The sequence below is a fragment of the Pseudomonas sp. W2Jun17 genome (genome assembly GCF_023127795.1).
GTDB classification, from domain to species: domain Bacteria; phylum Pseudomonadota; class Gammaproteobacteria; order Pseudomonadales; family Pseudomonadaceae; genus Aquipseudomonas; species Aquipseudomonas synxantha_A.
Map to the genome: position 1 here is coordinate 95479 of NZ_SPKO01000034.1, position 22311 is coordinate 117789.

At 58.0% G+C, this 22311-nt stretch carries 19 protein-coding genes; 17 read left to right on the forward strand and 2 right to left on the reverse strand.

The features are described from left to right. Positions 1 to 73 precede the first annotated feature (73 nt). Entirely contained in the window at positions 74 to 385 is a 312-nt protein-coding gene (locus E4O98_RS22330) for a DUF485 domain-containing protein (RefSeq protein ID WP_005786564.1), read from the forward strand. Beyond that, complete coding sequence (locus tag E4O98_RS22335; RefSeq protein ID WP_005786566.1) at positions 382 to 2040, forward strand: cation acetate symporter; 1659 nt, start codon at positions 382 to 384, stop codon at positions 2038 to 2040. Before E4O98_RS22330 ends, E4O98_RS22335 begins: the two co-directional genes overlap by 4 nt. 237 nt (positions 2041 to 2277) lie before the next feature. On the opposite strand, the gene gltA is transcribed toward E4O98_RS22335, so the two are convergent. Continuing rightward, positions 2278 to 3567: a citrate synthase gene (gltA, locus tag E4O98_RS22340; RefSeq protein WP_005786568.1), complete on the reverse strand. Its 1290-nt coding sequence runs from the start codon at positions 3565 to 3567 to the stop codon at positions 2278 to 2280. A gap of 365 nt (positions 3568 to 3932) precedes the next feature. On the opposite strand from gltA, the gene sdhC reads away from it, so the two are divergent. From sdhC to E4O98_RS22395, 11 genes are all read left to right on the forward strand, one after another. Further along, positions 3933 to 4307 (forward strand): succinate dehydrogenase, cytochrome b556 subunit, encoded by a 375-nt coding sequence (sdhC, locus tag E4O98_RS22345; RefSeq protein WP_248136266.1) that lies wholly within the window; start codon positions 3933 to 3935, stop codon positions 4305 to 4307. Then, positions 4301 to 4669 carry a succinate dehydrogenase, hydrophobic membrane anchor protein gene (gene sdhD, locus E4O98_RS22350; protein WP_003172805.1) on the forward strand — a complete coding sequence of 123 codons (369 nt, stop codon included), beginning with the start codon at positions 4301 to 4303 and terminating at the stop codon, positions 4667 to 4669. Before sdhC ends, sdhD begins: the two co-directional genes overlap by 7 nt. A gap of 3 nt (positions 4670 to 4672) precedes the next feature. Continuing rightward, entirely contained in the window at positions 4673 to 6445 is a 1773-nt protein-coding gene (gene sdhA, locus E4O98_RS22355) for a succinate dehydrogenase flavoprotein subunit (protein ID WP_005786572.1), read from the forward strand. 11 nt (positions 6446 to 6456) lie between these two features. Continuing rightward, positions 6457 to 7161 carry a succinate dehydrogenase iron-sulfur subunit gene (locus E4O98_RS22360; RefSeq protein WP_005786573.1) on the forward strand — a complete coding sequence of 235 codons (705 nt, stop codon included), beginning with the start codon at positions 6457 to 6459 and terminating at the stop codon, positions 7159 to 7161. A 261-nt stretch (positions 7162 to 7422) separates the two neighbouring features. Then, complete coding sequence (locus tag E4O98_RS22365) at positions 7423 to 10254, forward strand: 2-oxoglutarate dehydrogenase E1 component (protein ID WP_005786575.1); 2832 nt, start codon at positions 7423 to 7425, stop codon at positions 10252 to 10254. Positions 10255 to 10298: 44 nt separating this feature from the next. Beyond that, positions 10299 to 11528, forward strand: coding sequence for a 2-oxoglutarate dehydrogenase complex dihydrolipoyllysine-residue succinyltransferase (odhB, locus tag E4O98_RS22370; protein WP_032877091.1), 1230 nt, complete (start codon positions 10299 to 10301; stop codon positions 11526 to 11528). A 99-nt stretch (positions 11529 to 11627) separates the two neighbouring features. Continuing rightward, positions 11628 to 13064 carry a dihydrolipoyl dehydrogenase gene (gene lpdA, locus E4O98_RS22375; protein ID WP_005786578.1) on the forward strand — a complete coding sequence of 479 codons (1437 nt, stop codon included), beginning with the start codon at positions 11628 to 11630 and terminating at the stop codon, positions 13062 to 13064. A gap of 204 nt (positions 13065 to 13268) precedes the next feature. Further along, complete coding sequence (gene sucC, locus E4O98_RS22380; protein ID WP_003190011.1) at positions 13269 to 14435, forward strand: ADP-forming succinate--CoA ligase subunit beta; 1167 nt, start codon at positions 13269 to 13271, stop codon at positions 14433 to 14435. Next, entirely contained in the window at positions 14435 to 15316 is an 882-nt protein-coding gene (gene sucD / locus E4O98_RS22385) for a succinate--CoA ligase subunit alpha (protein ID WP_003190013.1), read from the forward strand. The genes sucC and sucD overlap by 1 nt, the downstream gene beginning before the upstream one ends. A 422-nt stretch (positions 15317 to 15738) precedes the next feature. After that, positions 15739 to 17052 (forward strand): branched-chain amino acid transport system II carrier protein, encoded by a 1314-nt coding sequence (gene brnQ, locus E4O98_RS22390; RefSeq protein WP_248136268.1) that lies wholly within the window; start codon positions 15739 to 15741, stop codon positions 17050 to 17052. A 256-nt stretch (positions 17053 to 17308) separates the two neighbouring features. After that, positions 17309 to 18049 carry a DUF599 family protein gene (locus tag E4O98_RS22395; RefSeq protein ID WP_005786585.1) on the forward strand — a complete coding sequence of 247 codons (741 nt, stop codon included), beginning with the start codon at positions 17309 to 17311 and terminating at the stop codon, positions 18047 to 18049. Positions 18050 to 18132: 83 nt separating this feature from the next. On the opposite strand, the gene E4O98_RS22400 is transcribed toward E4O98_RS22395, so the two are convergent. After that, entirely contained in the window at positions 18133 to 18390 is a 258-nt protein-coding gene (locus E4O98_RS22400; RefSeq protein ID WP_005786587.1) for a hypothetical protein, read from the reverse strand. Positions 18391 to 18546: 156 nt separating this feature from the next. Between E4O98_RS22400 and E4O98_RS22405 the strand changes: the two genes are divergently transcribed. The 4 genes from E4O98_RS22405 to E4O98_RS22420 all read left to right on the forward strand — a co-directional run bounded on the left by E4O98_RS22405 (position 18547) and on the right by E4O98_RS22420 (position 22260). Next, a complete protein-coding gene (locus E4O98_RS22405) occupies positions 18547 to 19023 on the forward strand; it encodes a PaaI family thioesterase (RefSeq protein WP_005786588.1) in 477 nt (158 codons plus the stop codon). Further along, positions 19020 to 19472 carry a PaaI family thioesterase gene (locus tag E4O98_RS22410; protein WP_005786590.1) on the forward strand — a complete coding sequence of 151 codons (453 nt, stop codon included), beginning with the start codon at positions 19020 to 19022 and terminating at the stop codon, positions 19470 to 19472. Before E4O98_RS22405 ends, E4O98_RS22410 begins: the two co-directional genes overlap by 4 nt. Positions 19473 to 19561: 89 nt before the next feature. Next, on the forward strand, positions 19562 to 21466 hold the full coding sequence (gene htpG / locus E4O98_RS22415; RefSeq protein WP_005786592.1) for a molecular chaperone HtpG: 1905 nt from the start codon (positions 19562 to 19564) through the stop codon (positions 21464 to 21466). A gap of 65 nt (positions 21467 to 21531) precedes the next feature. Further along, complete coding sequence (locus E4O98_RS22420) at positions 21532 to 22260, forward strand: dienelactone hydrolase family protein (protein WP_078820724.1); 729 nt, start codon at positions 21532 to 21534, stop codon at positions 22258 to 22260. Positions 22261 to 22311 lie beyond the last annotated feature (51 nt).

The window sequence follows — 22311 nt, forward strand, 5'->3', positions numbered from 1 at the left end:
AACCTCTTCCGCAGCCGCATACAGTGGATATGTTCCAAAATAATAAAAAAGCTGTGCTGCGAGGATAAAAACAATGAACGACAGCATTTACCTCTCGATTCAAAACAGCCCGCGTTTCAAGGAGCTGGTCAGGAAAAGGGAAAGATTCGCCTGGATTCTCTCGGCGATCATGCTAGGGCTTTACTCCGCTTTCATCCTGTTGATTGCCTACGGGCCACAAATACTGGGGGCCAAGATCAGCCCCGGTTCCTCGATTACCTGGGGCATTCCCCTTGGCGTCGGGCTGATTGTGTCTGCCTTCATTCTCACTGGCATCTACGTACGCCGGGCCAACGGCGAATTTGACGACCTGAACAATGCGATTCTCAAGGAGGCTGCGCAATGATCCGGCGTCTATTGGCTATATTCGGCGCTTCGCTGTTTGCTCCGGCCGTCTGGGCGGCGGACGCATTGACCGGTGAAGTGCACAAGCAACCGCTGAACGTCTCGGCCATCGTGATGTTCGTCGCGTTTGTCGGCGCCACCCTGTGCATCACGTATTGGGCGTCCAAGCGCAACAAGTCGGCGGCTGACTACTATGCAGCAGGCGGCAAGATCACGGGTTTCCAGAATGGCTTGGCGATTGCCGGTGACTACATGTCGGCCGCGTCCTTCCTGGGGATTTCCGCGCTAGTGTTCACCTCCGGCTACGATGGCCTGATCTACTCGATCGGCTTTCTGGTGGGCTGGCCGATCATTCTGTTCCTGATCGCCGAGCGCCTGCGTAACCTGGGCAAGTACACCTTTGCCGACGTGGCGTCCTATCGCCTGGGGCAAACCCAGATCCGCAGCCTGTCGGCCTGTGGCTCGCTGGTGGTGGTAGCGTTCTACCTGATCGCGCAGATGGTTGGCGCGGGCAAGTTGATCCAGCTGCTGTTCGGCCTGGACTACCATGTGGCGGTGATCCTGGTCGGCATCCTGATGTGCCTGTACGTGTTGTTCGGCGGCATGTTGGCGACCACCTGGGTGCAGATCATCAAGGCAGTGCTGCTGCTCTCCGGTGCTTCGTTCATGGCGCTGATGGTGATGAAGCACGTCAACTTCGACTTCAACACGTTGTTTGCCGAGGCGATCAAGGTTCACCCTAAAGGTGAAGCGATCATGAGCCCGGGTGGGCTGGTGAAAGACCCGATCTCGGCATTCTCCCTTGGCCTGGCCCTGATGTTCGGTACCGCCGGCCTGCCGCACATCCTGATGCGCTTCTTCACGGTGAGCGATGCCAAGGAAGCACGTAAAAGCGTGCTGTATGCGACCGGCTTCATTGGTTACTTCTACATCCTGACGTTCATTATCGGCTTTGGCGCGATTCTGCTGGTCAGCACCAACCCGGCGTTCAAGGATGCAGCAGGCGCCTTGCTTGGCGGTAACAACATGGCGGCGGTGCACCTGGCCAACGCGGTGGGCGGCAGTATCTTCCTGGGCTTCATCTCGGCCGTGGCCTTCGCCACCATTCTTGCAGTGGTTGCCGGCTTGACGCTGGCCGGCGCTTCGGCGGTGTCCCATGACCTGTATGCCAGCGTGATCAAGAAAGGCAAGGCCAACGAGAAGGATGAAATTCGCGTATCGAAGATCACCACCATCGCCCTGGCGGTGCTGGCGATTGGCTTGGGCATCCTGTTTGAAAGCCAGAACATTGCGTTCATGGTCGGCCTGGCGTTCTCGATTGCCGCCAGCTGTAACTTCCCGGTGTTGCTGCTTTCCATGTACTGGAAAAATCTCACCACCCGTGGCGCCATGATCGGCGGCTGGCTGGGCTTGATCAGTGCCGTGGGCCTGATGATCCTCGGCCCGACCATCTGGGTGTCGATCCTGCACCATGAAAAAGCCATCTTCCCGTACGAGTATCCGGCGCTGTTCTCGATGATCATTGCGTTCATCGGCATCTGGTTCTTCTCCATCACCGACAAATCGGCGGCGGCAGAGAAAGAGCGTGCGCTGTATTTCCCGCAGTTTGTGCGTTCGCAGACTGGCCTGGGGGCGAGTGGGGCGGTTAATCACTAAGTCGTCAGATGCATAAGAGATACCTCGGTCGCAAGGCCGGGGTATTTTTTTGCCTGGGTCTTTTGTGTTGCCTGGGCTGGCCTCATCGCGGGCAAGCCCGGCTCCCACAGGTTGACTGTGTGAACCCGATCGACTGTGGGAGCTGGCTTGCCTGCGATGGCGGTAGATCAGGCCACACAAACAAAAACGGCCTCCGCTAAGGGAGGCCGTTCTCATTACAAGCAAACCGCTAAGTGCTTACTTGCGATCTTCCAGCTTGGTAATGTCACGCGACTCGTAGCCGGTGTACAGCTGGCGCGGACGGCCAATCTTGTACGGGCTGGAGAGCATTTCTTTCCAGTGGGAAATCCAGCCCACGGTCCGCGCCAGGGCGAAGATCACGGTGAACATGCTGGTTGGAATGCCGATCGCCTTGAGGATGATCCCCGAGTAGAAGTCGACGTTCGGGTACAGCGAGCGCTCGATGAAGTACGGGTCGGTCAGGGCGATCTCTTCCAGGCGCATGGCCAGTTCGAGTTGCGGATCGTTCTTGATGCCCAGTTCCTTCAGCACTTCGTCGCAGGTCTGCTTCATGACGGTCGCGCGAGGGTCGCGGTTCTTGTAGACCCGGTGACCGAAGCCCATCAGCTTGAATGGATCGTTCTTGTCCTTGGCCTTGGCGATGAACGTATCGATGTTGGATACATCGCCGATTTCATCGAGCATGGTCAATACGGCTTCATTCGCACCGCCGTGGGCAGGGCCCCACAGTGCGGCGATACCGGCGGCGATACAGGCAAACGGGTTGGCACCCGAAGAGCCGGCCAGGCGGACGGTAGAAGTGGAGGCGTTTTGTTCATGGTCGGCGTGGAGGATGAAGATCCGGTCCATTGCCTTGGCCAGCACCGGGCTGATCGGTTTGATCTCGCACGGGGTGTTGAACATCATGTGCAGGAAGTTTTCCGCGTACGTCAGATCGTTGCGCGGGTACATCATGGGCTGGCCCATGGAGTACTTGTAAACCATTGCGGCCAGGGTCGGCATCTTGGCAACCAGGCGGATCGCGGAAATTTCGCGATGCTCGGCGTTATTGATGTCCAGGGAGTCATGATAGAAGGCCGACAGGGCACCGACCACGCCGCACATGACGGCCATCGGGTGGGCGTCGCGACGAAAGCCGTTGAAGAAGGTCTTCAACTGCTCGTGAACCATGGTGTGGTTCTTCACGGTGCTGACGAACTGGGCCTTTTGCTCGGCTGTTGGCAATTCGCCATTTAGCAGCAGGTAGCAGGTTTCCAGGTAGTCCGACTTTTCAGCCAGTTGTTCGATCGGGTAGCCGCGATGAAGCAGAATGCCATTGTCACCATCGATATAGGTGATCTTCGACTCGCAGGAAGCGGTCGACATGAAGCCTGGGTCGAAAGTAAAACGGCCCGTGGCCGTCAGGCCCCGTACGTCGATAACATCGGGACCAACGGTGCCGGTTAAAATGGGCAGCTCGACGGGGGCTGCGCCCTCGATGATCAACTGCGCTTTTTTGTCAGCCATGTGGCCTCCTATTTATGCTTCAAATCATCAGACAGACCCCCCACGCAGGGCCCGCACCACTATATTGATATAAATCCAGATGTCAATTTGCCTAAAGTCTTGCGCCAGAAGGCTTTAACCGTACTTTTTCGTCGAAATTGCCTGCCATTTACGCCTTTTATCCCGCCAGCGCAATCAGCTATTAGGGTGAGGTGTGCGCGTTGTCATTAGTAACCTAACTGTCTATACTCGGCCACCGACCGCCAAGGGCTTTTGGGCTTGCTTTCATTGGGGGTCGCACTCCCTGGGTGGTGCTTACCTGACCAGTCGCACTCCCCAACAACTTTGCCCTGATTGTTAGGGGCTCTTCAGTGTGAAAAAAAGCCGTGAATAGCCAACGACCTGTAAACCTAGACCTAAGGACCATCAAACTCCCCATCACCGGCGTTACGTCGTTCCTGCACCGTGTTTCCGGCATCATCCTGTTCCTGGGCTTGGGCATCATGCTTTATGCATTGAGCAAATCCCTGGGTTCCGAGGAAGGTTACGCCGAGGTGAAGGCATGCTTGACCAGCCCGCTGGCCAAGTTCGTAGCATGGGGCCTCCTGTCCTCTCTTCTGTATCACCTGGTAGCCGGTGTGCGCCACTTGATCATGGACATGGGCATCGGTGAGACGCTGGAAGGCGGCCCCCTGGGCTCGAAAATCATCATCGCCATTTCCGTGGTGCTGATCGTTCTGGCAGGAGTTTGGATATGGTAACCAGCGTAACGAATCTGTCGCGTTCGGGCCTCTATGACTGGATGGCACAGCGTGTGTCTGCGGTCGTTCTCGCGGCTTATTTCATTTTTCTGATCGGATACCTCGTCGCAAACCCGGGCATCGGCTATGAGCAGTGGCATGGCCTGTTTTCCCACAATGCGATGCGAATCTTCAGTCTGCTGGCCCTTGTAGCCCTGGGCGCACACGCCTGGGTCGGCATGTGGACCATCGCGACCGACTACCTGACGCCGATGGCGCTTGGCAAGTCCGCGACTGCAGTACGTTTCCTCTTCCAGGCAGTATGCGGCGTCGCGATGTTCGCTTACTTCGTCTGGGGTGTGCAGATTCTTTGGGGTATCTGATCCATGGCTAACATTCCAACTATTTCATTCGACGCCATCATTATTGGTGGCGGCGGTGCGGGCATGCGCGCTGCGCTGCAGCTGGCCCAGGGCGGTCACAAGACTGCCGTGATCACCAAGGTGTTCCCGACGCGCTCCCACACCGTATCGGCCCAGGGTGGCATCACCTGCGCCATCGCCTCCGCCGACCCGAACGATGACTGGCGCTGGCACATGTACGATACCGTCAAGGGTTCCGACTACATCGGTGACCAGGACGCTATCGAGTACATGTGTCAGGAAGGCCCGGCCGCAGTGTTCGAGCTGGACCACATGGGTCTGCCGTTCTCGCGTACCGAGCAAGGTCGTATCTACCAGCGTCCATTCGGCGGCCAGTCGAAGGATTACGGTAAAGGCGGGCAGGCTGCCCGTACTTGCGCTGCGTCCGACCGTACCGGTCACGCGCTGTTGCACACCCTTTATCAGGGCAACCTGAAAGCCGGTACCACGTTCCTGAACGAGTACTACGCTGTTGATCTGGTGAAGAACGGCAAGGGCGAGTTCGTCGGCGTGATCGCCATCTGCATCGAAACCGGTGAAACCACCTACATCCGCGCCAAGGCTACCGTGCTGGCGACTGGCGGTGCAGGCCGTATCTACGCCTCGACCACCAATGCCCTGATCAACACCGGTGACGGCGTCGGCATGGCACTGCGTGCTGGCGTACCGGTGCAAGACATCGAAATGTGGCAGTTCCACCCCACCGGCATCGCCGGCGCCGGTGTACTGGTAACCGAAGGTTGCCGTGGTGAAGGTGGTTACCTGATCAACAAGCACGGCGAGCGTTTCATGGAGCGTTATGCTCCGAACGCCAAAGACCTGGCTGGTCGTGACGTCGTGGCCCGTTCGATGGTTAAAGAGATCATCGCCGGTAACGGTTGTGGCCCGAATGGTGACCACGTACTGCTCAAACTCGATCACCTCGGTGAAGAAGTGCTGCACAGCCGCCTGCCAGGTATCTGCGAACTGTCCAAGACCTTTGCTCACGTTGATCCAGTGGTTGCTCCGGTTCCGGTTGTTCCGACCTGCCACTATATGATGGGCGGCGTACCGACCAACATTCACGGCCAGGCGATCACCCAGAATGCCGAAGGCGTGGACGAGATCATCCATGGTCTGTTCGCGGTAGGTGAAGTGGCTTGTGTATCGGTTCACGGTGCCAACCGCCTGGGCGGCAACTCGTTGCTCGACCTGGTAGTGTTCGGTCGCGCGGCCGGCCTGCATCTGGAAAAGGCGCTGACCGACGGCATCGAATACGATGACGCCACCGACGCCAACATCGAAGCGGCCCTGGCGCGCCTGAACGCTCTGAACGAGCGCACAGATGGCGAAGACGTGGCAACCCTGCGTCGCGAGCTGCAAAACTGCATGCAGAACTACTTCGGTGTGTTCCGTACCGGCGAATACATGCAGAAAGGTATCGCCCAGTTGGCTGACCTGCGCAAGCGTATCGCCAACGTCAAGATCAACGATAAGAGCCAGGCGTTCAACACCGCTCGTATCGAAGCCCTTGAGCTGCAAAACCTGCTGGAAGTGGCTGAAGCGACGGCGATCGCCGCCGAGGTTCGTAAAGAATCCCGTGGTGCTCACGCTCGTGAAGACTTTGAAGATCGCGATGACGAAAACTGGTTGTGCCACACCCTGTACTTCCCGGGTGACAAGCGCGTAACCAAGCGTGCCGTGAACTTCTCGCCGAAGACGGTGCCGACGTTTGAACCGAAGATTCGGACTTACTAAGGGTGGCTGCCATGTTGAAAGTCAGTGTTTATCGCTACAACCCTGATCAGGACGCTGCGCCGTTCATGCAGGAGTTCCAGGTCGATACCGGTGGTAAAGACCTGATGGTGCTGGATGTACTGGCACTGATCAAAGAGCAGGACGAAGGTTTCTCCTATCGTCGCTCTTGCCGTGAGGGTGTTTGCGGCTCCGACGGCATGAACATCAACGGCAAGAATGGCCTGGCGTGCATCACGCCGCTGTCTGCTGTTGTCAAAGGCAACAAGCTGATCGTTCGTCCTCTGCCAGGTTTGCCGGTTATCCGTGACCTGGTCGTCGATATGAGCATCTTCTACAAGCAATACGAGAAAGTTAAGCCGTTCTTGCAGAATGACACGCCGGCTCCGGCCATCGAGCGTCTGCAATCCCCGGAAGAGCGCGAGAAGCTCGACGGTCTGTACGAGTGCATCCTGTGTGCTTGCTGCTCGACGTCGTGCCCGTCTTTCTGGTGGAACCCGGACAAATTCCTGGGTCCAGCTGCACTGCTGCAAGCGTACCGCTTCCTGGCAGACAGCCGTGACACCAAGACGTCCGAGCGTCTGGCTTCGCTGGATGACCCGTTCAGCGTATTCCGCTGCCGCGGGATCATGAACTGCGTCAACGTATGCCCCAAAGGCCTGAACCCGACTAAGGCCATTGGTCACATCCGTAACATGCTGCTGCACAGCGGCGTGTAACTGACGTTGTAGTAAAGCAGGACCGTTGTGCCCGTAAATGCTGCGGCGCAGGCTTCAACCGGCGCCGTAGTTTTAACTTGAGCAGCGACTTACAAAGCCGCGGCTCTTATTTTGAAGAAATGAGACAAGCAGGGGCATTCGGGTTGGTACCCGAACTATCAGCGTGATCCTAAGTGGCTTGTTTTGGTCGCTGCACTTGGCCTTTTGCAAGCAAACTCGGTGTTTTCGCCGGTGGTGTCCCCAAATCGAGGGTGACCAAGCATGCAAGAAAGCGTGATGCAGCGCATGTGGAACAGCGGCTATCTTTCAGGTGGTAACGCTGCCTATGTGGAAGAGCTTTATGAGCTCTACCTGCACGACCCTAACGCTGTGCCAGAAGAATGGCGCACCAAATTTCAGACGTTGTCTTCAGACGGCAACGCTGCCACCGATGTATCGCACGCAACAATTCGCGATCAGTTCGTGCTGCTGGCAAAGAACCAGCGCCGCGCCCAACCGGTTTCCGCCGGCAGCGTGAGCAGTGAGCACGAGAAGAAGCAAGTTGAAGTACTGCGACTGATCCAGGCCTACCGTATGCGTGGTCACCAGGCAGCCCAGCTTGACCCGCTGGGGCTGTGGCAGCGTCCTGCACCTGCAGACCTGTCGATCAATCATTACGGCTTGACCAATGCCGATCTTGATACGACCTTCCGTGCCGGCGACCTGTTCATCGGCAAAGAGGAAGCGAGCCTACGCGAAATTCACGAAGCGTTGCAGCAGACATATTGCCGCACCATCGGCGCTGAATTCACGCACATCACCGATTCCGAGCAGCGCCAGTGGTTCCAGCACCGCCTGGAAGGCGTGCGTGGCCGTCCGGTCTTGTCCGCCGATGTCCGCAGCCACTTGCTGGAGCGCGTGACCGCGGCCGAGGGCCTCGAGAAATACCTGGGTACCAAATACCCGGGCACCAAGCGTTTCGGCCTGGAAGGCGGCGAAAGCCTGATTCCGATGCTCGACGAGCTGATCCAGCGTTCCGGTTCCTACGGCACCAAGGAAATCGTGATCGGCATGGCTCACCGTGGTCGCCTGAACGTGTTGGTCAACACCTTCGGCAAGAACCCGCGCGAGCTGTTCGACGAGTTCGAAGGCAAGAAGAAGGTCGAGCTGGGTTCCGGTGACGTTAAATACCACCAGGGCTTCTCGTCCAACGTGATGACCACCGGCGGTGAAGTTCACCTGGCCATGGCGTTCAACCCATCCCACCTGGAAATCGTTTCGCCAGTGGTCGAGGGTTCGGTACGTGCGCGCCAGGATCGTCGTAACGATGCCACCGGTGAGAAGGTTCTGCCGATTTCCATCCACGGTGACGCGGCATTCGCCGGTCAAGGCGTGGTCCTGGAAACGTTCCAGATGTCGCAGACTCGCGGCTTCAAGACCGGCGGTACCGTTCACATCGTCATCAACAACCAGGTCGGCTTCACCATCAGCAACCCGTTGGACGCGCGCTCCACCGAGTACGCCACCGATGTTGCCAAGATGATCCAGGCGCCGATCCTCCATGTGAATGGCGATGATCCGGAAGCCGTGCTGTTCGTGACCCAACTGGCAGTCGACTACCGCATGCAGTTCAAGCGTGACGTGGTGATCGACCTGGTTTGCTACCGCCGTCGCGGTCACAACGAAGCGGACGAGCCAAGCGGCACCCAGCCGTTGATGTACCAGCAGATCACCAAGCAGCGCACCACCCGTGAGCTGTACGCCGAAAGCCTGACCAAGGCCGGCGTGGTTGACGATGCGCGTGTTCAGGCGAAAGTCGATGAATACCGCAACGCGCTGGACAATGGCCTGCATGTCGTGAAAAGCCTGGTCAAGGAGCCGAACAAAGAGTTGTTCGTTGACTGGCGTCCGTACCTGGGCCACACCTGGACTGCACGTCACGATACATCCTTCGATTTGAAGACGTTGCAGGAACTGTCCGCCAAGCTGCTGGAAATTCCCGAAGGCTTCGTCGTACAGCGCCAGGTGGCGAAGATCTACGAAGATCGTCAGAAGATGCAAGCCGGCGGCCTGCCGATCAACTGGGGTTACGCCGAAACCATGGCGTACGCGACCCTGGCGTTCGAAGGTCACCCGATCCGCATGACCGGCCAGGACATCGGCCGCGGTACGTTCTCGCACCGTCATGCTGTATTGCACAACCAGAAAGACGCGGGCACCTACATCCCGTTGCAGAACCTGTACGAAGGCCAGCCACGTTTCGACCTGTACGATTCGTTCCTGTCCGAAGAAGCCGTACTGGCGTTCGAATACGGCTACTCCACCACCACGCCTAATGCGCTGGTGATCTGGGAAGCCCAGTTCGGCGACTTCGCCAACGGTGCCCAGGTGGTTATCGACCAGTTCATCACCAGCGGCGAGCACAAGTGGGGCCGCCTGTGCGGTCTGACCATGCTGCTGCCACACGGTTATGAAGGCCAGGGTCCGGAGCACTCTTCGGCCCGTCTGGAGCGTTACCTGCAATTGTGCGCCGAGCACAACATCCAGGTGTGCGTGCCGACCACCCCGGCGCAGATCTACCACTTGCTGCGTCGCCAGGTGATCCGCCCGCTGCGCAAGCCGCTGGTCGTGCTGACCCCGAAATCGCTGTTGCGTCACAAACTGGCCGTTTCGACCCTGGAAGATCTGGCCCAAGGTTCGTTCCAGACCGTGATTCCAGAGATCGATACACTGGACGCCGCCAAGGTCACTCGCCTGATCCTGTGCAGCGGCAAGGTCTACTACGATCTGTTGGAAAAACGCCGTGCCGAAGGCCGCGAAGACATCGCCATCGTGCGTATCGAGCAGCTTTACCCGTTCCCGGAAGATGACCTCATGGAGATCATCGCGCCTTACACCAACCTCACGAACGTGGTGTGGTGTCAGGAAGAACCGATGAACCAGGGCGCCTGGTACAGCAGCCAGCATCATCTGCGTCGCAGCATCGGCAACCACAACAAGGCCCTGGTCCTTGAGTACGCCGGTCGTGATGCTTCTGCTGCACCTGCGTGTGGCTATGCGTCGATGCACGCCGAGCAGCAGGAAAAACTGCTGCAAGATGCTTTCACTGTTTAACGCCTTCGCGCTGACTGAAACCGAATTTTAAGGACCTACAGATAATGGCTATCGAAATCAAAGCCCCGTCATTCCCGGAATCGGTTGCCGATGGCACCGTTGCCACCTGGCACAAGAAACCAGGCGAGGCCGTCAAGCGTGACGACCTGATCGTCGACATCGAGACTGACAAAGTCGTACTGGAAGTGTTGGCCGAAGCTGACGGCGTGCTGGGCGCGATCGTGGCTGAAGAGGGCGCTACCGTTCTGTCGAATCAGGTACTGGGTTCGATCGAAGAGGGCAGCGCTGCTGCAGCTCCTGCTCCTGCCGCCGCTGCTGCTGCACCGGCTGCATCGGCGCCTGCCGCTGCACCGGCAGCCGGTGGCGAAGATCCAATCGCTGCACCAGCTGCGCGTCAACTGGCTGAAGAGAACGGCATCAACCTGGCTTCCATCAAGGGCACCGGCAAAGACGGCCGCGTGACCAAGGAAGACGTGGTTGCTGCGGTTGAAGCCAAGAAGAACGCTCCGGCTGCCGCGCCTGCCAAGGCTGCTGCTCCAGCGGCTGCTGCCCCGGTGTTCGCTGCCGGCGACCGTACCGAGAAGCGCGTACCGATGACTCGCGTGCGTGCTACCGTGGCCAAGCGCCTGGTTGAAGCGCAGTCGAACATGGCGATGCTGACCACGTTCAACGAAGTCGACATGACCGAAGTCATGGCCCTGCGCTCCAAGTACAAGGACCTGTTCGAGAAGTCCCACAACGGCGTGCGCCTGGGCTTCATGTCGTTCTTCGTGAAAGCGGCCACCGAAGCACTCAAGCGCTTCCCGGCAGTCAACGCTTCCATCGACGGCGGCGACATCGTTTACCACGGCTATGCAGATATCGGCGTTGCCGTGTCCAGCGACCGTGGCCTGGTGGTTCCAGTGCTGCGTAACGCCGAGCTGATGAGCCTGGCCGAAATCGAAGGCGGCATCGCCGGCTTCGGCAAGAAAGCCCGTGACGGCAAGCTGACCATCGACGAGATGACCGGCGGTACCTTCACCATCACTAACGGTGGTACCTTCGGTTCGATGATGTCGACGCCGATCGTCAACCCACCGCAAGCCGCGATCCTGGGCATGCACAACATCATCCAGCGTCCGATGGCCATCAACGGCCAGGTCGTGATCCGCCCAATGATGTACCTGGCATTGTCTTACGATCACCGCCTGATCGATGGTAAAGAAGCCGTGACGTTCCTGGTGACCATCAAGAACCTGCTGGAAGACCCGGCTCGCCTGCTCCTGGACATCTGATAGAAGCAGCTGCAAGTTGCGAGCTACAAGCTGTAGGAAAAAGCAGCTTGGCTTGCAGCTTGTGGCTAGAAGCTTGTCGCAAATAGAGGATCTATTTTCATGACACAGAAATTTGACGTTGTAGTGATTGGTGCAGGCCCTGGCGGCTATGTTGCCGCCATCAAGGCTGCGCAACTGGGCCTCTCGACTGCTTGCATCGAAAAGTACACCGACAAGGAAGGCAAACTGGCGCTGGGCGGTACCTGCCTGAACGTTGGTTGCATTCCTTCCAAGGCGCTGCTGGACAGCTCCTGGAAATTCCACGAAGCCCAAGACGGCTTCGCGATCCACGGCATCAACCATGCTGGCGTGACCATGGACGTGCCAGCAATGGTCGGCCGTAAAGCCAACATCGTCAAAGGCCTGACTTCCGGCGTTGCCACCTTGTTCAAGGCCAACGGTGTGACTTCCATTCAAGGCCACGGCAAGCTGCTGGCCGGCAAGAAAGTCGAAGTCACCAAACCAGACGGTTCGGTTGAAGTCATCGAAGCCGAAAACGTGATCCTGGCACCTGGCTCGCGTCCAATCGACATTCCGCCTGCTCCAGTTGATAACAACGTGATCGTTGATTCGACCGGCGCCCTGGAATTCCAGGCTGTGCCTAAGCGCCTGGGCGTGATCGGCGCTGGCGTAATCGGTCTGGAACTGGGTTCGGTATGGTCCCGTCTGGGCGCTGAAGTCACCGTGCTGGAAGCCCTGGACACGTTCCTGCTGGCGGCCGACACTGCAGTCTCCAAAGAGGCGCTGAAAACCCTGACCAAACAAGGTCTGGATATCAAGCTCGGCGCCCGTGTCACCGGTTCCAAGGTCAACGGCGAAGAAGTCGTGGTGACCTACACCGATAAAGACGGCGAGCAGACCATCACCTTCGACAAGCTGATCGTTGCCGTTGGTCGCCGTCCAGTGACCAACGACCTGCTGGCTTCCGACAGCGGCGTGAACATCGACGAGCGTGGCTTCATCCACGTTGATGATCACTGCGCAACCACCGTACCGGGCGTATATGCGATCGGCGACGTGGTTCGTGGCATGATGCTGGCCCACAAGGCTTCCGAGGAAGGCATCATGGTCGTCGAGCGCATCAAGGGTCACAAGACCCAGATGAACTACGACCTGATCCCGTCGGTTATCTACACCCACCCGGAAATCGCATGGGTTGGCAAGAACGAACAGCAGTTGAAAGCTGAAGGCGTTGAAGTTAACGTCGGCACCTTCCCGTTCGCCGCTTCCGGCCGTGCCATGGCAGCCAACGACACCGGTGGTTTTGTCAAAGTCATCGCTGATGCCAAGACTGACCGCGTATTGGGCGTCCACGTGATTGGCCCAAGCGCTGCAGAACTGGTTCAGCAAGGCGCGATCGGTATGGAATTCGGCACCAGTGCCGAGGACCTGGGTATGATGGTCTTCTCCCATCCGACCCTGTCCGAAGCGTTGCACGAAGCAGCGTTGGCAGTGAATGGCGGTGCCATCCACATCGCCAACAAGAAGAAGCGCTAAGCGAGATAATAAGAAACCACGGCGGAGTTGCCCGTCGTGAGCCTTGCGCGCAAGACTCACCGCGGAATATCCGCTGGACGCAGCCTTGCGCAGCTTTACGGGCCATAAGCCCCGCAAGTTGCGCAAGCAGCAGTCACAGGTGGTGCGGCACTTATAATGAGCGCAGCGCCGAATGCGCAGTACCTAACGAAGACGGTAAAAAGCATGAATCTTCACGAGTATCAGGGTAAGCAGCTGTTCGCTGAATACGGCCTGCCAGTTTCCAAGGGCTACGCAGTAGACACCCCGGAAGCAGCAGCAGAAGCTTGCGACAAAATCGGTGGCAGCGAGTGGGTTGTCAAAGCCCAGGTCCACGCCGGTGGTCGCGGTAAAGCGGGCGGCGTTAAGCTGGTTCGCAGCAAAGAAGACGCCAAGGCCTTCGCACAGCAGTGGCTGGGCAAGCGTCTGGTGACTTACCAGACTGATGCCAATGGCCAGCCAGTCACCAAGATCCTGGTTGAATCGTGCACTGATATCGCTAAAGAGCTGTACCTGGGCGCTGTCGTTGACCGTTCGAGCCGTCGCATCGTGTTCATGGCTTCCACCGAAGGTGGCGTGGACATCGAGAAAATCGCTCACGAAACCCCAGAAAAAATTCTGAAGGCCACTATCGATCCACTGGTTGGCGCACAGCCGTTCCAGGGTCGTGAACTGGCGTTCCAGCTGGGTCTGGAAGGCAAGCAAGTTGCCCAGTTCGCCAAGATCTTCGTAGGTCTGGCCAAACTGTTCCAGGATCACGATCTGGCCCTGCTGGAAGTGAACCCGCTGGTGATCAAGGCTGACGGCGACCTGCATTGCCTTGATGCCAAGATCAACATCGACGCCAACGCCATGTACCGTCAGCCCAAGCTGAAGACTTTCCACGATCCGTCGCAAGACGATCCGCGCGAAGCGCACGCTGCCAAGTTCGAACTGAACTACGTGGCCCTGGAAGGCAACATCGGCTGCATGGTCAACGGTGCCGGCCTGGCCATGGGTACCATGGACATCGTCAACCTGCATGGCGGCAAGCCAGCCAACTTCCTCGACGTAGGTGGTGGCGCTACCAAGGAACGCGTTACCGAAGCGTTCAAGATCATCCTGTCCGACTCCAACGTCGCAGCAGTACTGGTCAACATCTTCGGCGGCATCGTTCGTTGCGACATGATTGCCGAAGGCATCATCGGTGCAGTGAAAGAAGTCGGCGTTAAAATCCCGGTTGTTGTTCGCCTTGAAGGTAACAACGCTGAACTGGGCGCTAAAGTACTGGCAGAAAGCGGTTTGAACATCATCGCGGCTACCAGCCTGACCGACGCTGCTCAACAAGTTGTCAAAGCTGCGGAGGGCAAGTAATGAGCGTCCTGATCAATAAAGACACCAAAGTTATCTGCCAGGGTATTACCGGTTCGCAAGGTAGTTTCCACACCCAGCAAGCCATTGAATACGGCACCCAGATGGTTGGTGGCGTAACTCCGGGCAAAGGCGGCACCGAGCACCTGGGCCTGCCAGTGTTCAACACCGTGAAAGAAGCGGTAGAAGCCACTGGCGCCACTGCCAGCGTGATCTACGTTCCAGCTCCTTTCTGCAAGGACTCGATCCTGGAAGCGGCATTCGGCGGCATCAAGCTGATCGTGTGCATCACCGAAGGCATTCCTACCCTGGACATGCTGGACGCTAAAGTTAAGTGCGACGAGCTGGGTGTAGTCCTGATCGGCCCTAACTGCCCAGGCGTGATCACTCCAGGCGAATGCAAGATCGGCATCATGCCAGGTCACATTCACTTGCCAGGCAAGGTCGGTATCGTTTCCCGTTCCGGCACCCTGACCTACGAAGCTGTGAAGCAGACCACTGACGCCGGTTTCGGTCAGTCGACTTGCGTCGGCATCGGCGGTGACCCGATCCCAGGCTCCAACTTCATCGACATCCTGAAGCTGTTCCAGGAAGACCCGAAGACCGAAGCGATCGTGATGATCGGTGAGATCGGCGGTTCGGCTGAAGAAGAAGCGGCTGCCTACATCAAGGCACACGTGACCAAGCCGGTTGTTTCCTACATCGCTGGTGTGACTGCCCCTGCGGGCAAGCGCATGGGCCATGCTGGCGCAATCATCTCTGGCGGCAAAGGCACTGCAGACGAGAAGTTCGCTGCACTGCAAGACGCAGGTGTGAAAACCGTGCGTTCGCTGGCAGACATCGGCAAGGCCCTGGCCGAGCTGACCGGTTGGGCTGTCAAGTAAGCCTCGCGCTTAGCTGACGCTTCACCACACAAAGGCCACCTTCGGGTGGCCTTTGTGCATTCTGAAATAGAGTGAGGATGTACTTGGTCCCGTGTGGGAGCTGGCTTGCCTGCGATGCAGGCACCTCGGTGCATCAGACACATCGAGTCGATGCCATCGCAGGCAAGCCAGCTCCCACAGGGGCCAGCATTGCCCAATTAAGTATGAAAACGCGACATTCAAATGTCGCTTATCGGACAGTTCGCCCCGCAACAGTGCGTTTGTCAGCCTGATTCTGTACTCTAGCCGCCTCTTTATGCGTCCGCATCCCAAAAGGAAGCTGCGCGCTAGACCGGTCGGTCCCCATAAGGGCCGGCAGCATTTCCCTCATCCATAGGGAAGCCCTCTCTAAATTCCGATTCAGTAGTGTGGTATTTCCTCAAATGAAAGTGTTGAAAAGCCAGGATATCCTGGCGCTGGGCTTTATGACCTTTGCCCTGTTCGTGGGCGCTGGCAACATCATCTTCCCGCCTATCGTGGGTTTGCTGTCCGGGCCCCATGTCTGGATGGCGGCGCTTGGCTTTTTGATCACCGCGGTCGGTTTGCCGGTGGTCACCGTGATTGCCCTGGCCAAGGTCGGTGGTGGCATGGATGCGCTGAGCAGCCCGATCGGCAAGATCGCCGGTGGCCTGCTGGCGGCGGCGGCGTACCTGGCGGTGGGGCCGCTGTTCGCTACCCCGCGTACTGCGACCGTGTCATTCGAAGTGGGCCTGGCGCCACTGACCGGTGAAAGCCCGTTGGCGCTGTTCCTCTACAGCTCGGTGTATTTCCTGGTGGTGTTCTTTGTGTCCCTGTACCCAGGTCGACTGCTGGACACCGTGGGCCGCTTCCTCGCGCCGCTGAAGATCATCGCCCTGGCCATCCTCGGCATTGCCGCGTTTGCGTTGCCGGCCGGTGAAGTGGGCGTCGCTACGCCGGAATACGTGGCCGCACCGTTCTCCCAGGGCTTTATCAATGGTTACCTGACCATGGATACGCTGGGTGCGCTGGTGTTCGGCATCGTGATCGTCAACGCGATCCGTTCACGGGGTGTCGAGTCGCCCCAATTGATCACCCGTTACGCCATTATCGCCGGCCTGATTGCCGGCGTGGGCCTGGCGCTGGTGTACATCAGCCTGTTCCGCCTGGGTTCGGGCAGCCATGCCGTGGCTGCCGGTGCCAGCAACGGCGCAGCCGTACTGCACGCTTATGTGCAACACACCTTCGGCTCCCTGGGCAGCGGCTTCCTCGCCGTGCTGATCTCCCTGGCGTGCCTGGTCACTGCCGTCGGCCTGACCTGCGCCTGCGCCGAGTACTTCAGCAAAATCCTGCCGCTGTCCTACAAGACACTGGTGGTGATTCTGGCGTTGTTCTCGCTGTTCGTGTCCAACCTGGGCCTGACCAAACTGATCGCGTTCTCGATTCCGGTGCTTACAGCGATCTACCCGCCGTGCATCGTGCTGGTAGCCCTGAGTTTCTGCAAAGGCTTCTGGCAGGAACAGGGCCGTATCGTCGGCCCGGTGATGTTGGTGTCATTCATCTTTGGTTGTATCGACGCACTCAAGGGCGCGGGCCTGGCGGGTTGGATGCCTACACAATTGGCAAACTTGCCGCTGAGCGAGCAAGGCTTGGCGTGGTTGGTGCCATCAGTGATGACGCTGGTGGTGGCCGTGGTGATCGATCGTATGCTGGGCAAGCGTAGCGAAGCCGTCGCATAACCCGCGGTTTGTGCTGCACTGAAATGCCCCGTATCAAACGATACGGGGCATTTTTTTTGAGTCGATGGCAGTGTCTTTTTTTTGGGGATGGCGTCAAAAATCTCAAGTTGAAAACACCGGTCGGTGTGGGAGCTGGCTTGCCTGCGATGGCGGTACATCGGTTGGCGCGGTGGTGACTGCAAAGACGCTATCGCAGGCAAGCCAGCTCCCATATTTGGACCGTGTCGGCCCTATCATCCTGTGTACAAGGACCCGCATGTCGTTCGTCGAAACCAATCAAGTCCATCTGCTTGCCGCCCTCTGGTTCATCCTGTGCTGGGGTGGCTATACCCGTTATGCCACCTGGAAAGCCCGGGATACGGCCTGCCTGGCCAGCGTATTGCACCTGTACCGCGAAGACTGGATGCGTCGCATGTTGTTGCGCGATAACCGCATCGCCGATGCCAGCGTGATCGGCAACCTGGAGCGTAATGCCTCGTTCTTTGCCTCCAGCACCTTGATCATCCTTGCGGGTATTCTGACCGTGCTCGGTGCTTCCGAGCGGGCGGTGTCGTTGCTGGCAGACATTCCTATGGTGCAGCAGGCCTCCCAAGGCATGTCGGAGATCAAGTTGCTGTGCCTGGCCCTGGTATTTGTCTATGCGTTTTTTACTTTCAGCTGGTGCATGCGCCAGTACAACTTCGCTGCGGTGCTGGTGGGCTCGGCGCCGATGATTGGTGAGCGGCACGTGTCGGAGCAGGAGCGCAATGCATTTGCCTTGCGGGCGGCGCGGGTGATTTCGATGGCGGCCAACCAGTTCAACTTTGGGCTGCGCGCTTATTACTTCGGCATGACCATGCTGGCCTGGTTTGTCAGCCCTTGGTTGTTCATGTTGATGAGCAGCGGGGTGGTATTGGTGCTTTATCGCCGCGAGTTTCACTCCGACGTCTTGCAGGTGATGGTGTATACCCCGACTAATATGCAAGCTTCGGATGCTGCAAAAGAGAGTGTTTCTTAAAGGCCGGATAAAACAGCAGGCAAAGAAAAGCCCGCTTTATAAGCGGGCTTTCTTTTGCAGCACTACAGGTTCACACCCGGCAATTACTGCTTGGCAGGTTCTGCAGGTGCGGCAGGTGCAGCTTCTTTTGCAGCTTCGGCGTTCGATTCAGCCTGAGCTTTGGCAGCTTCGGCGTTTTCTTTCGCAGCGTCGTTCACTTTATCCTGTGCTTTAGCCATGTCTTGCTGTGCTTGCTCAGAATGTGCAGCGGCATCTTGGGCTTTGTCTTCGGATTTCTTGTCGCAGGCAGCCAGACCGAGTGCAGCGGCCAGCATCATGGAAATAGCTAATGTCTTGCGCATGGGGTGTTTCTCCTTATTGAAGATATCTACTGGCCTTTCGAACCCAAGGGGCCAGCATTAGTTCCTTTTGTCCCACAGATATATAACGCTTTTCGCACAAAAACTTTTTCCGGCGATTTAGTCCGCTGCTTTCACACTAATAAGAGTCTAAAAACAATGACCGAAAACCCTTTGTTAGAGCGTGCTGCGCGCTTTGTCTCGGCGTTGCGCCATTGTCAGGTGCTGGGTGTGGCTGTCCACGCTGCAAGCGAGGAGGGCATGACCCTGGTGTTGCCGTATGGGCCACATCTTGTTGGTGATCCCGCAACCTGCGTGATTCATGGTGGCGCCCTGACCTCATTGATGGACACAGCCTGCGGCATGGCCACCTTGTGCGTATTACCCGAATTCGAGGTGTGCCCGACCCTGGACCTGCGTATCGACTACATGCGTGCGGCCGAGCCGCACAAGCCGGTGTATGGCTTCGCGCAATGTTACCGGGTGACCACCGATGTGATATTCACGCGCGGGTTCGCCTATCAGGATGACCCGCAACAACCCATCGCCCATGTGGTGGGCACGTTCATGCGTATGGGCAAGCGCCTAAAAGGCACGCAAGGGCTGGGCAGCACGATCAAGGGAGAGCAGGCATGACGCATCGATTCAAGACCCGTCTGGAGCAGGCTCTCGAGCGTGGCAACTACGACGCCCTGCTGGGCTTGGTGCCCTACGCCAAGCTGATCGGCATCGAATGCACCCGTCTGGGAGATGAGCTGCTGTTTCGCCTGCCGGCCAACAAGGACAATATTGGTAACCCCATATTGCCGGCGTTGCACGGCGGGGTGATCGCCGGCTTCATGGAGCTGTCGGCGGCCCTGCATCTAAGGGTATTTACCGGGGCTCCGGGCCTGCCAAAAATCATCGATTTTTCCCTGGATTACCTGCGCGCCGGCCAGTTTCGCGACACTTACGCCAAATGCCAGGTGTGCCGCCAGGGCCGGCGCGTCGCCAATGTGGCGATCACCGCCTGGCAAACCACCGAGGCCGAGCCGATTGCCACCGCCCGCGCACATTTCAAGATTGAGGAATTGGCCCGCCCTTGAAATCCCGGTCTTAGCCCCCAACTTTGATGACAACCCGCCGCCAACCCTTTCGGGCGCGGCCACTGCCATCCAATTGGAGTTTGATGACCATGAGTGTGGAAACTCAAAAGGAAACCCTGGGCTTCCAGACCGAGGTGAAGCAACTGCTGCACCTCATGATCCATTCGCTGTATTCCAACAAGGAAATCTTCCTTCGCGAATTGATCTCGAACGCCTCTGACGCTGTCGACAAATTACGTTTCGAAGCCCTGTCCAAGCCTGAGTTGCTGGAAGGTGGCGCGGAACTGAAAATCCGTGTGAGCTACGACAAGGACGCCAAGACCGTCACGATCGAAGACAACGGTATCGGCATGAGCCGTGAAGACGCGATTACCCACTTGGGTACCATCGCCAAATCCGGCACCGCAGATTTCATGAAGAACCTGTCGGGCGACCAGAAAAAAGACTCTCATCTGATCGGCCAATTCGGCGTGGGCTTCTATTCGGCCTTCATCGTTGCCGACAAGGTTGAAGTATTCAGCCGTCGTGCCGGCCTCGACGCCAGCGAAGGCGTGCATTGGGCGTCCAAAGGCGAGGGCGAGTTTGAAATTGCCACTGTCGACAAGGCAGATCGCGGTACCCGCATCGTGCTGCACCTGAAATCCGGTGAAGACGAATTCGCTGATGGCTGGCGCCTGCGCAACATCATCAAGAAATACTCCGACCACATCGCTTTGCCGATCGAGCTGCCGAAAGAACAGACGGCTGCCGAAGGCGAAGAGAAGCCTGCCGAGGAATGGGAAACCGTCAACCGCGCGAGCGCCCTGTGGACCCGTCCGCGTACCGAGATCAAGGACGAGGAATACCAGGAGTTCTACAAGCACATCGGCCACGACTACGAAAACCCGCTGAGCTGGAGCCACAACAAGGTTGAAGGCAAGCTGGAATACAGCTCGCTGCTCTACGTACCGGCCCGTGCTCCGTTCGACCTGTACCAGCGCGAAGCGCCGAAGGGCTTGAAGCTCTACGTGCAGCGCGTGTTCGTGATGGACCAGGCGGAATCCTTCCTGCCGCTGTACCTGCGCTTTATCAAGGGCGTGGTCGACTCCAACGACCTGTCGCTGAACGTGTCGCGGGAAATCCTGCAAAAAGACCCGATCATCGACTCCATGAAGTCGGCGCTGACCAAGCGTGTGCTCGACATGTTGGAAAAACTGGCGAAGAACGAGCCTGAGCAATACAAGAGCTTCTGGAAAAACTTCGGTCAGGTGATGAAGGAAGGCCCGGCGGAAGACTTTGCCAACAAGGAAAAAATCGCCGGCCTGCTGCGTTTTGCTTCGACTCAGGGCGAAGACGGCGAGCAGGTTGTGTCCCTGGCTGACTACCTGGCACGCGCCAAGGAAGGTCAGGACAAGATCTACTACCTGACTGGCGAAACCTACGCGCAGGTTAAAAACAGCCCGCACCTGGAAGTCTTCCGCAAGAAAGGCATCGAAGTGCTGCTGCTGACCGACCGTATCGATGAGTGGCTGATGAGCTACCTCACCGAGTTCGACGGCAAGTCGTTCGTTGACGTTGCCCGTGGCGACCTGGACCTGGGCAACCTGGATTCCGAGGAAGACAAGAAAGCCGCCGAAGAAGTCGCCAAGTCCAAAGAGGGCCTGGTTGAACGGATCAAGGCGTCCCTGGGCGAAGCAGTCAGTGAAGTGCGGGTTTCCCACCGCCTGACCGACTCCCCGGCGATCCTGGCCATTGGCGAGCAGGACCTGGGCATGCAGATGCGTCAGATCCTTGAAGCCAGCGGCCAGAAGGTCCCGGACTCCAAGCCGATCTTCGAATTCAACCCGGCTCACCCGCTGATCGAGAAACTCGATGGCGAGCAGAGCGAAGAGCGGTTTGGCGACCTGTCGCACATCCTCTTCGACCAGGCGGCTCTGGCCGCTGGCGACAGCCTCAAAGACCCGGCCGCCTATGTGCGCCGACTGAACAAGCTGTTGGTTGAATTGTCGGTTTAACACCGTTGTAGAAAAAACCCGCTTCGGCGGGTTTTTTCGTTAATCCTCCTCAACTGGAGAAAATGATGAGCCAAGTCACAGTACGTTCCGTGGTCTATCAGATTGATGGCCAGTCTTATGAAAGCCGCCTGGCGTTCGATGCCAGCCACAAGGGCCCGCTGCCGGGGCTGCTGATGGCACCGAACTGGATGGGCGTGAGTGCGGGTGCCGAAGAAATCGCCAAGAGTGTTGCCGGCAAAGGCTACGTGGTGCTGATTGCCGACTTGTATGGGCAAACTGTACGCCCGACCAATGGCGATGAAGCCGGCGCAGCGATGATGCCGTTGAAAAATGATCGTCCATTGTTGAACAAGCGTATGCAGGCGGCCTTCGAGCAACTGCAAGGCCAGACCGAGGCAGCCGTTGATACGTCGAAGCTGGCAGCCTTCGGTTTCTGCTTCGGCGGTTGCTGCGCTCTGGAATTGGCACGTACCGGTGCGCCGGTGAAGGCGGCTGTCTCTTTCCACGGTACCCTCGACACGCCGAACCCGGCGGATGCGAAAAACATCAAGGGTTCAGTGTTGGTATTGCATGGTGCGTCCGATCCATTGGTGCCCAAAGAGCAACTGCCAGCGTTCGAAGAGGAAATGAACGCAGCGGGTGTGGATTGGCAGTTGCTGAGCTACGGCGGCGCAGTGCATTCCTTCACCGATCCCCATGCCAATGTGCCAGGCAAGATGATGTACGACGCGAAGACCGCTGCGCGGGCTTTCCAGTCGATGCATAACTTGTTGGATGAAGTGTTCAAGGGCTGACTCTGCGGCGCCTGACCTGACGCCATCGCGGGCATTCCCAGCTCCCACATT

Excerpts from the sequence above, each read along its gene's own strand:
- E4O98_RS22330 (WP_005786564.1), top strand. The coding sequence starts at position 74 with ATGAACGACAGCATTTACCTCTCGATTCAAAACAGCCCGCGTTTCAAG.
- E4O98_RS22335 (WP_005786566.1), top strand. The coding sequence starts at position 382 with ATGATCCGGCGTCTATTGGCTATATTCGGCGCTTCGCTGTTTGCTCCG.
- gltA (WP_005786568.1), bottom strand. The coding sequence starts at position 3,567 with ATGGCTGACAAAAAAGCGCAGTTGATCATCGAGGGCGCAGCCCCCGTC.
- sdhD (WP_003172805.1), top strand. The coding sequence starts at position 4,301 with ATGGTAACCAGCGTAACGAATCTGTCGCGTTCGGGCCTCTATGACTGG.
- sdhA (WP_005786572.1), top strand. The coding sequence starts at position 4,673 with ATGGCTAACATTCCAACTATTTCATTCGACGCCATCATTATTGGTGGC.
- E4O98_RS22360 (WP_005786573.1), top strand. The coding sequence starts at position 6,457 with ATGTTGAAAGTCAGTGTTTATCGCTACAACCCTGATCAGGACGCTGCG.
- E4O98_RS22365 (WP_005786575.1), top strand. The coding sequence starts at position 7,423 with ATGCAAGAAAGCGTGATGCAGCGCATGTGGAACAGCGGCTATCTTTCA.
- odhB (WP_032877091.1), top strand. The coding sequence starts at position 10,299 with ATGGCTATCGAAATCAAAGCCCCGTCATTCCCGGAATCGGTTGCCGAT.
- lpdA (WP_005786578.1), top strand. The coding sequence starts at position 11,628 with ATGACACAGAAATTTGACGTTGTAGTGATTGGTGCAGGCCCTGGCGGC.
- sucC (WP_003190011.1), top strand. The coding sequence starts at position 13,269 with ATGAATCTTCACGAGTATCAGGGTAAGCAGCTGTTCGCTGAATACGGC.
- sucD (WP_003190013.1), top strand. The coding sequence starts at position 14,435 with ATGAGCGTCCTGATCAATAAAGACACCAAAGTTATCTGCCAGGGTATT.
- brnQ (WP_248136268.1), top strand. The coding sequence starts at position 15,739 with ATGAAAGTGTTGAAAAGCCAGGATATCCTGGCGCTGGGCTTTATGACC.
- E4O98_RS22395 (WP_005786585.1), top strand. The coding sequence starts at position 17,309 with ATGTCGTTCGTCGAAACCAATCAAGTCCATCTGCTTGCCGCCCTCTGG.
- E4O98_RS22400 (WP_005786587.1), bottom strand. The coding sequence starts at position 18,390 with ATGCGCAAGACATTAGCTATTTCCATGATGCTGGCCGCTGCACTCGGT.
- E4O98_RS22405 (WP_005786588.1), top strand. The coding sequence starts at position 18,547 with ATGACCGAAAACCCTTTGTTAGAGCGTGCTGCGCGCTTTGTCTCGGCG.
- E4O98_RS22410 (WP_005786590.1), top strand. The coding sequence starts at position 19,020 with ATGACGCATCGATTCAAGACCCGTCTGGAGCAGGCTCTCGAGCGTGGC.
- htpG (WP_005786592.1), top strand. The coding sequence starts at position 19,562 with ATGAGTGTGGAAACTCAAAAGGAAACCCTGGGCTTCCAGACCGAGGTG.
- E4O98_RS22420 (WP_078820724.1), top strand. The coding sequence starts at position 21,532 with ATGAGCCAAGTCACAGTACGTTCCGTGGTCTATCAGATTGATGGCCAG.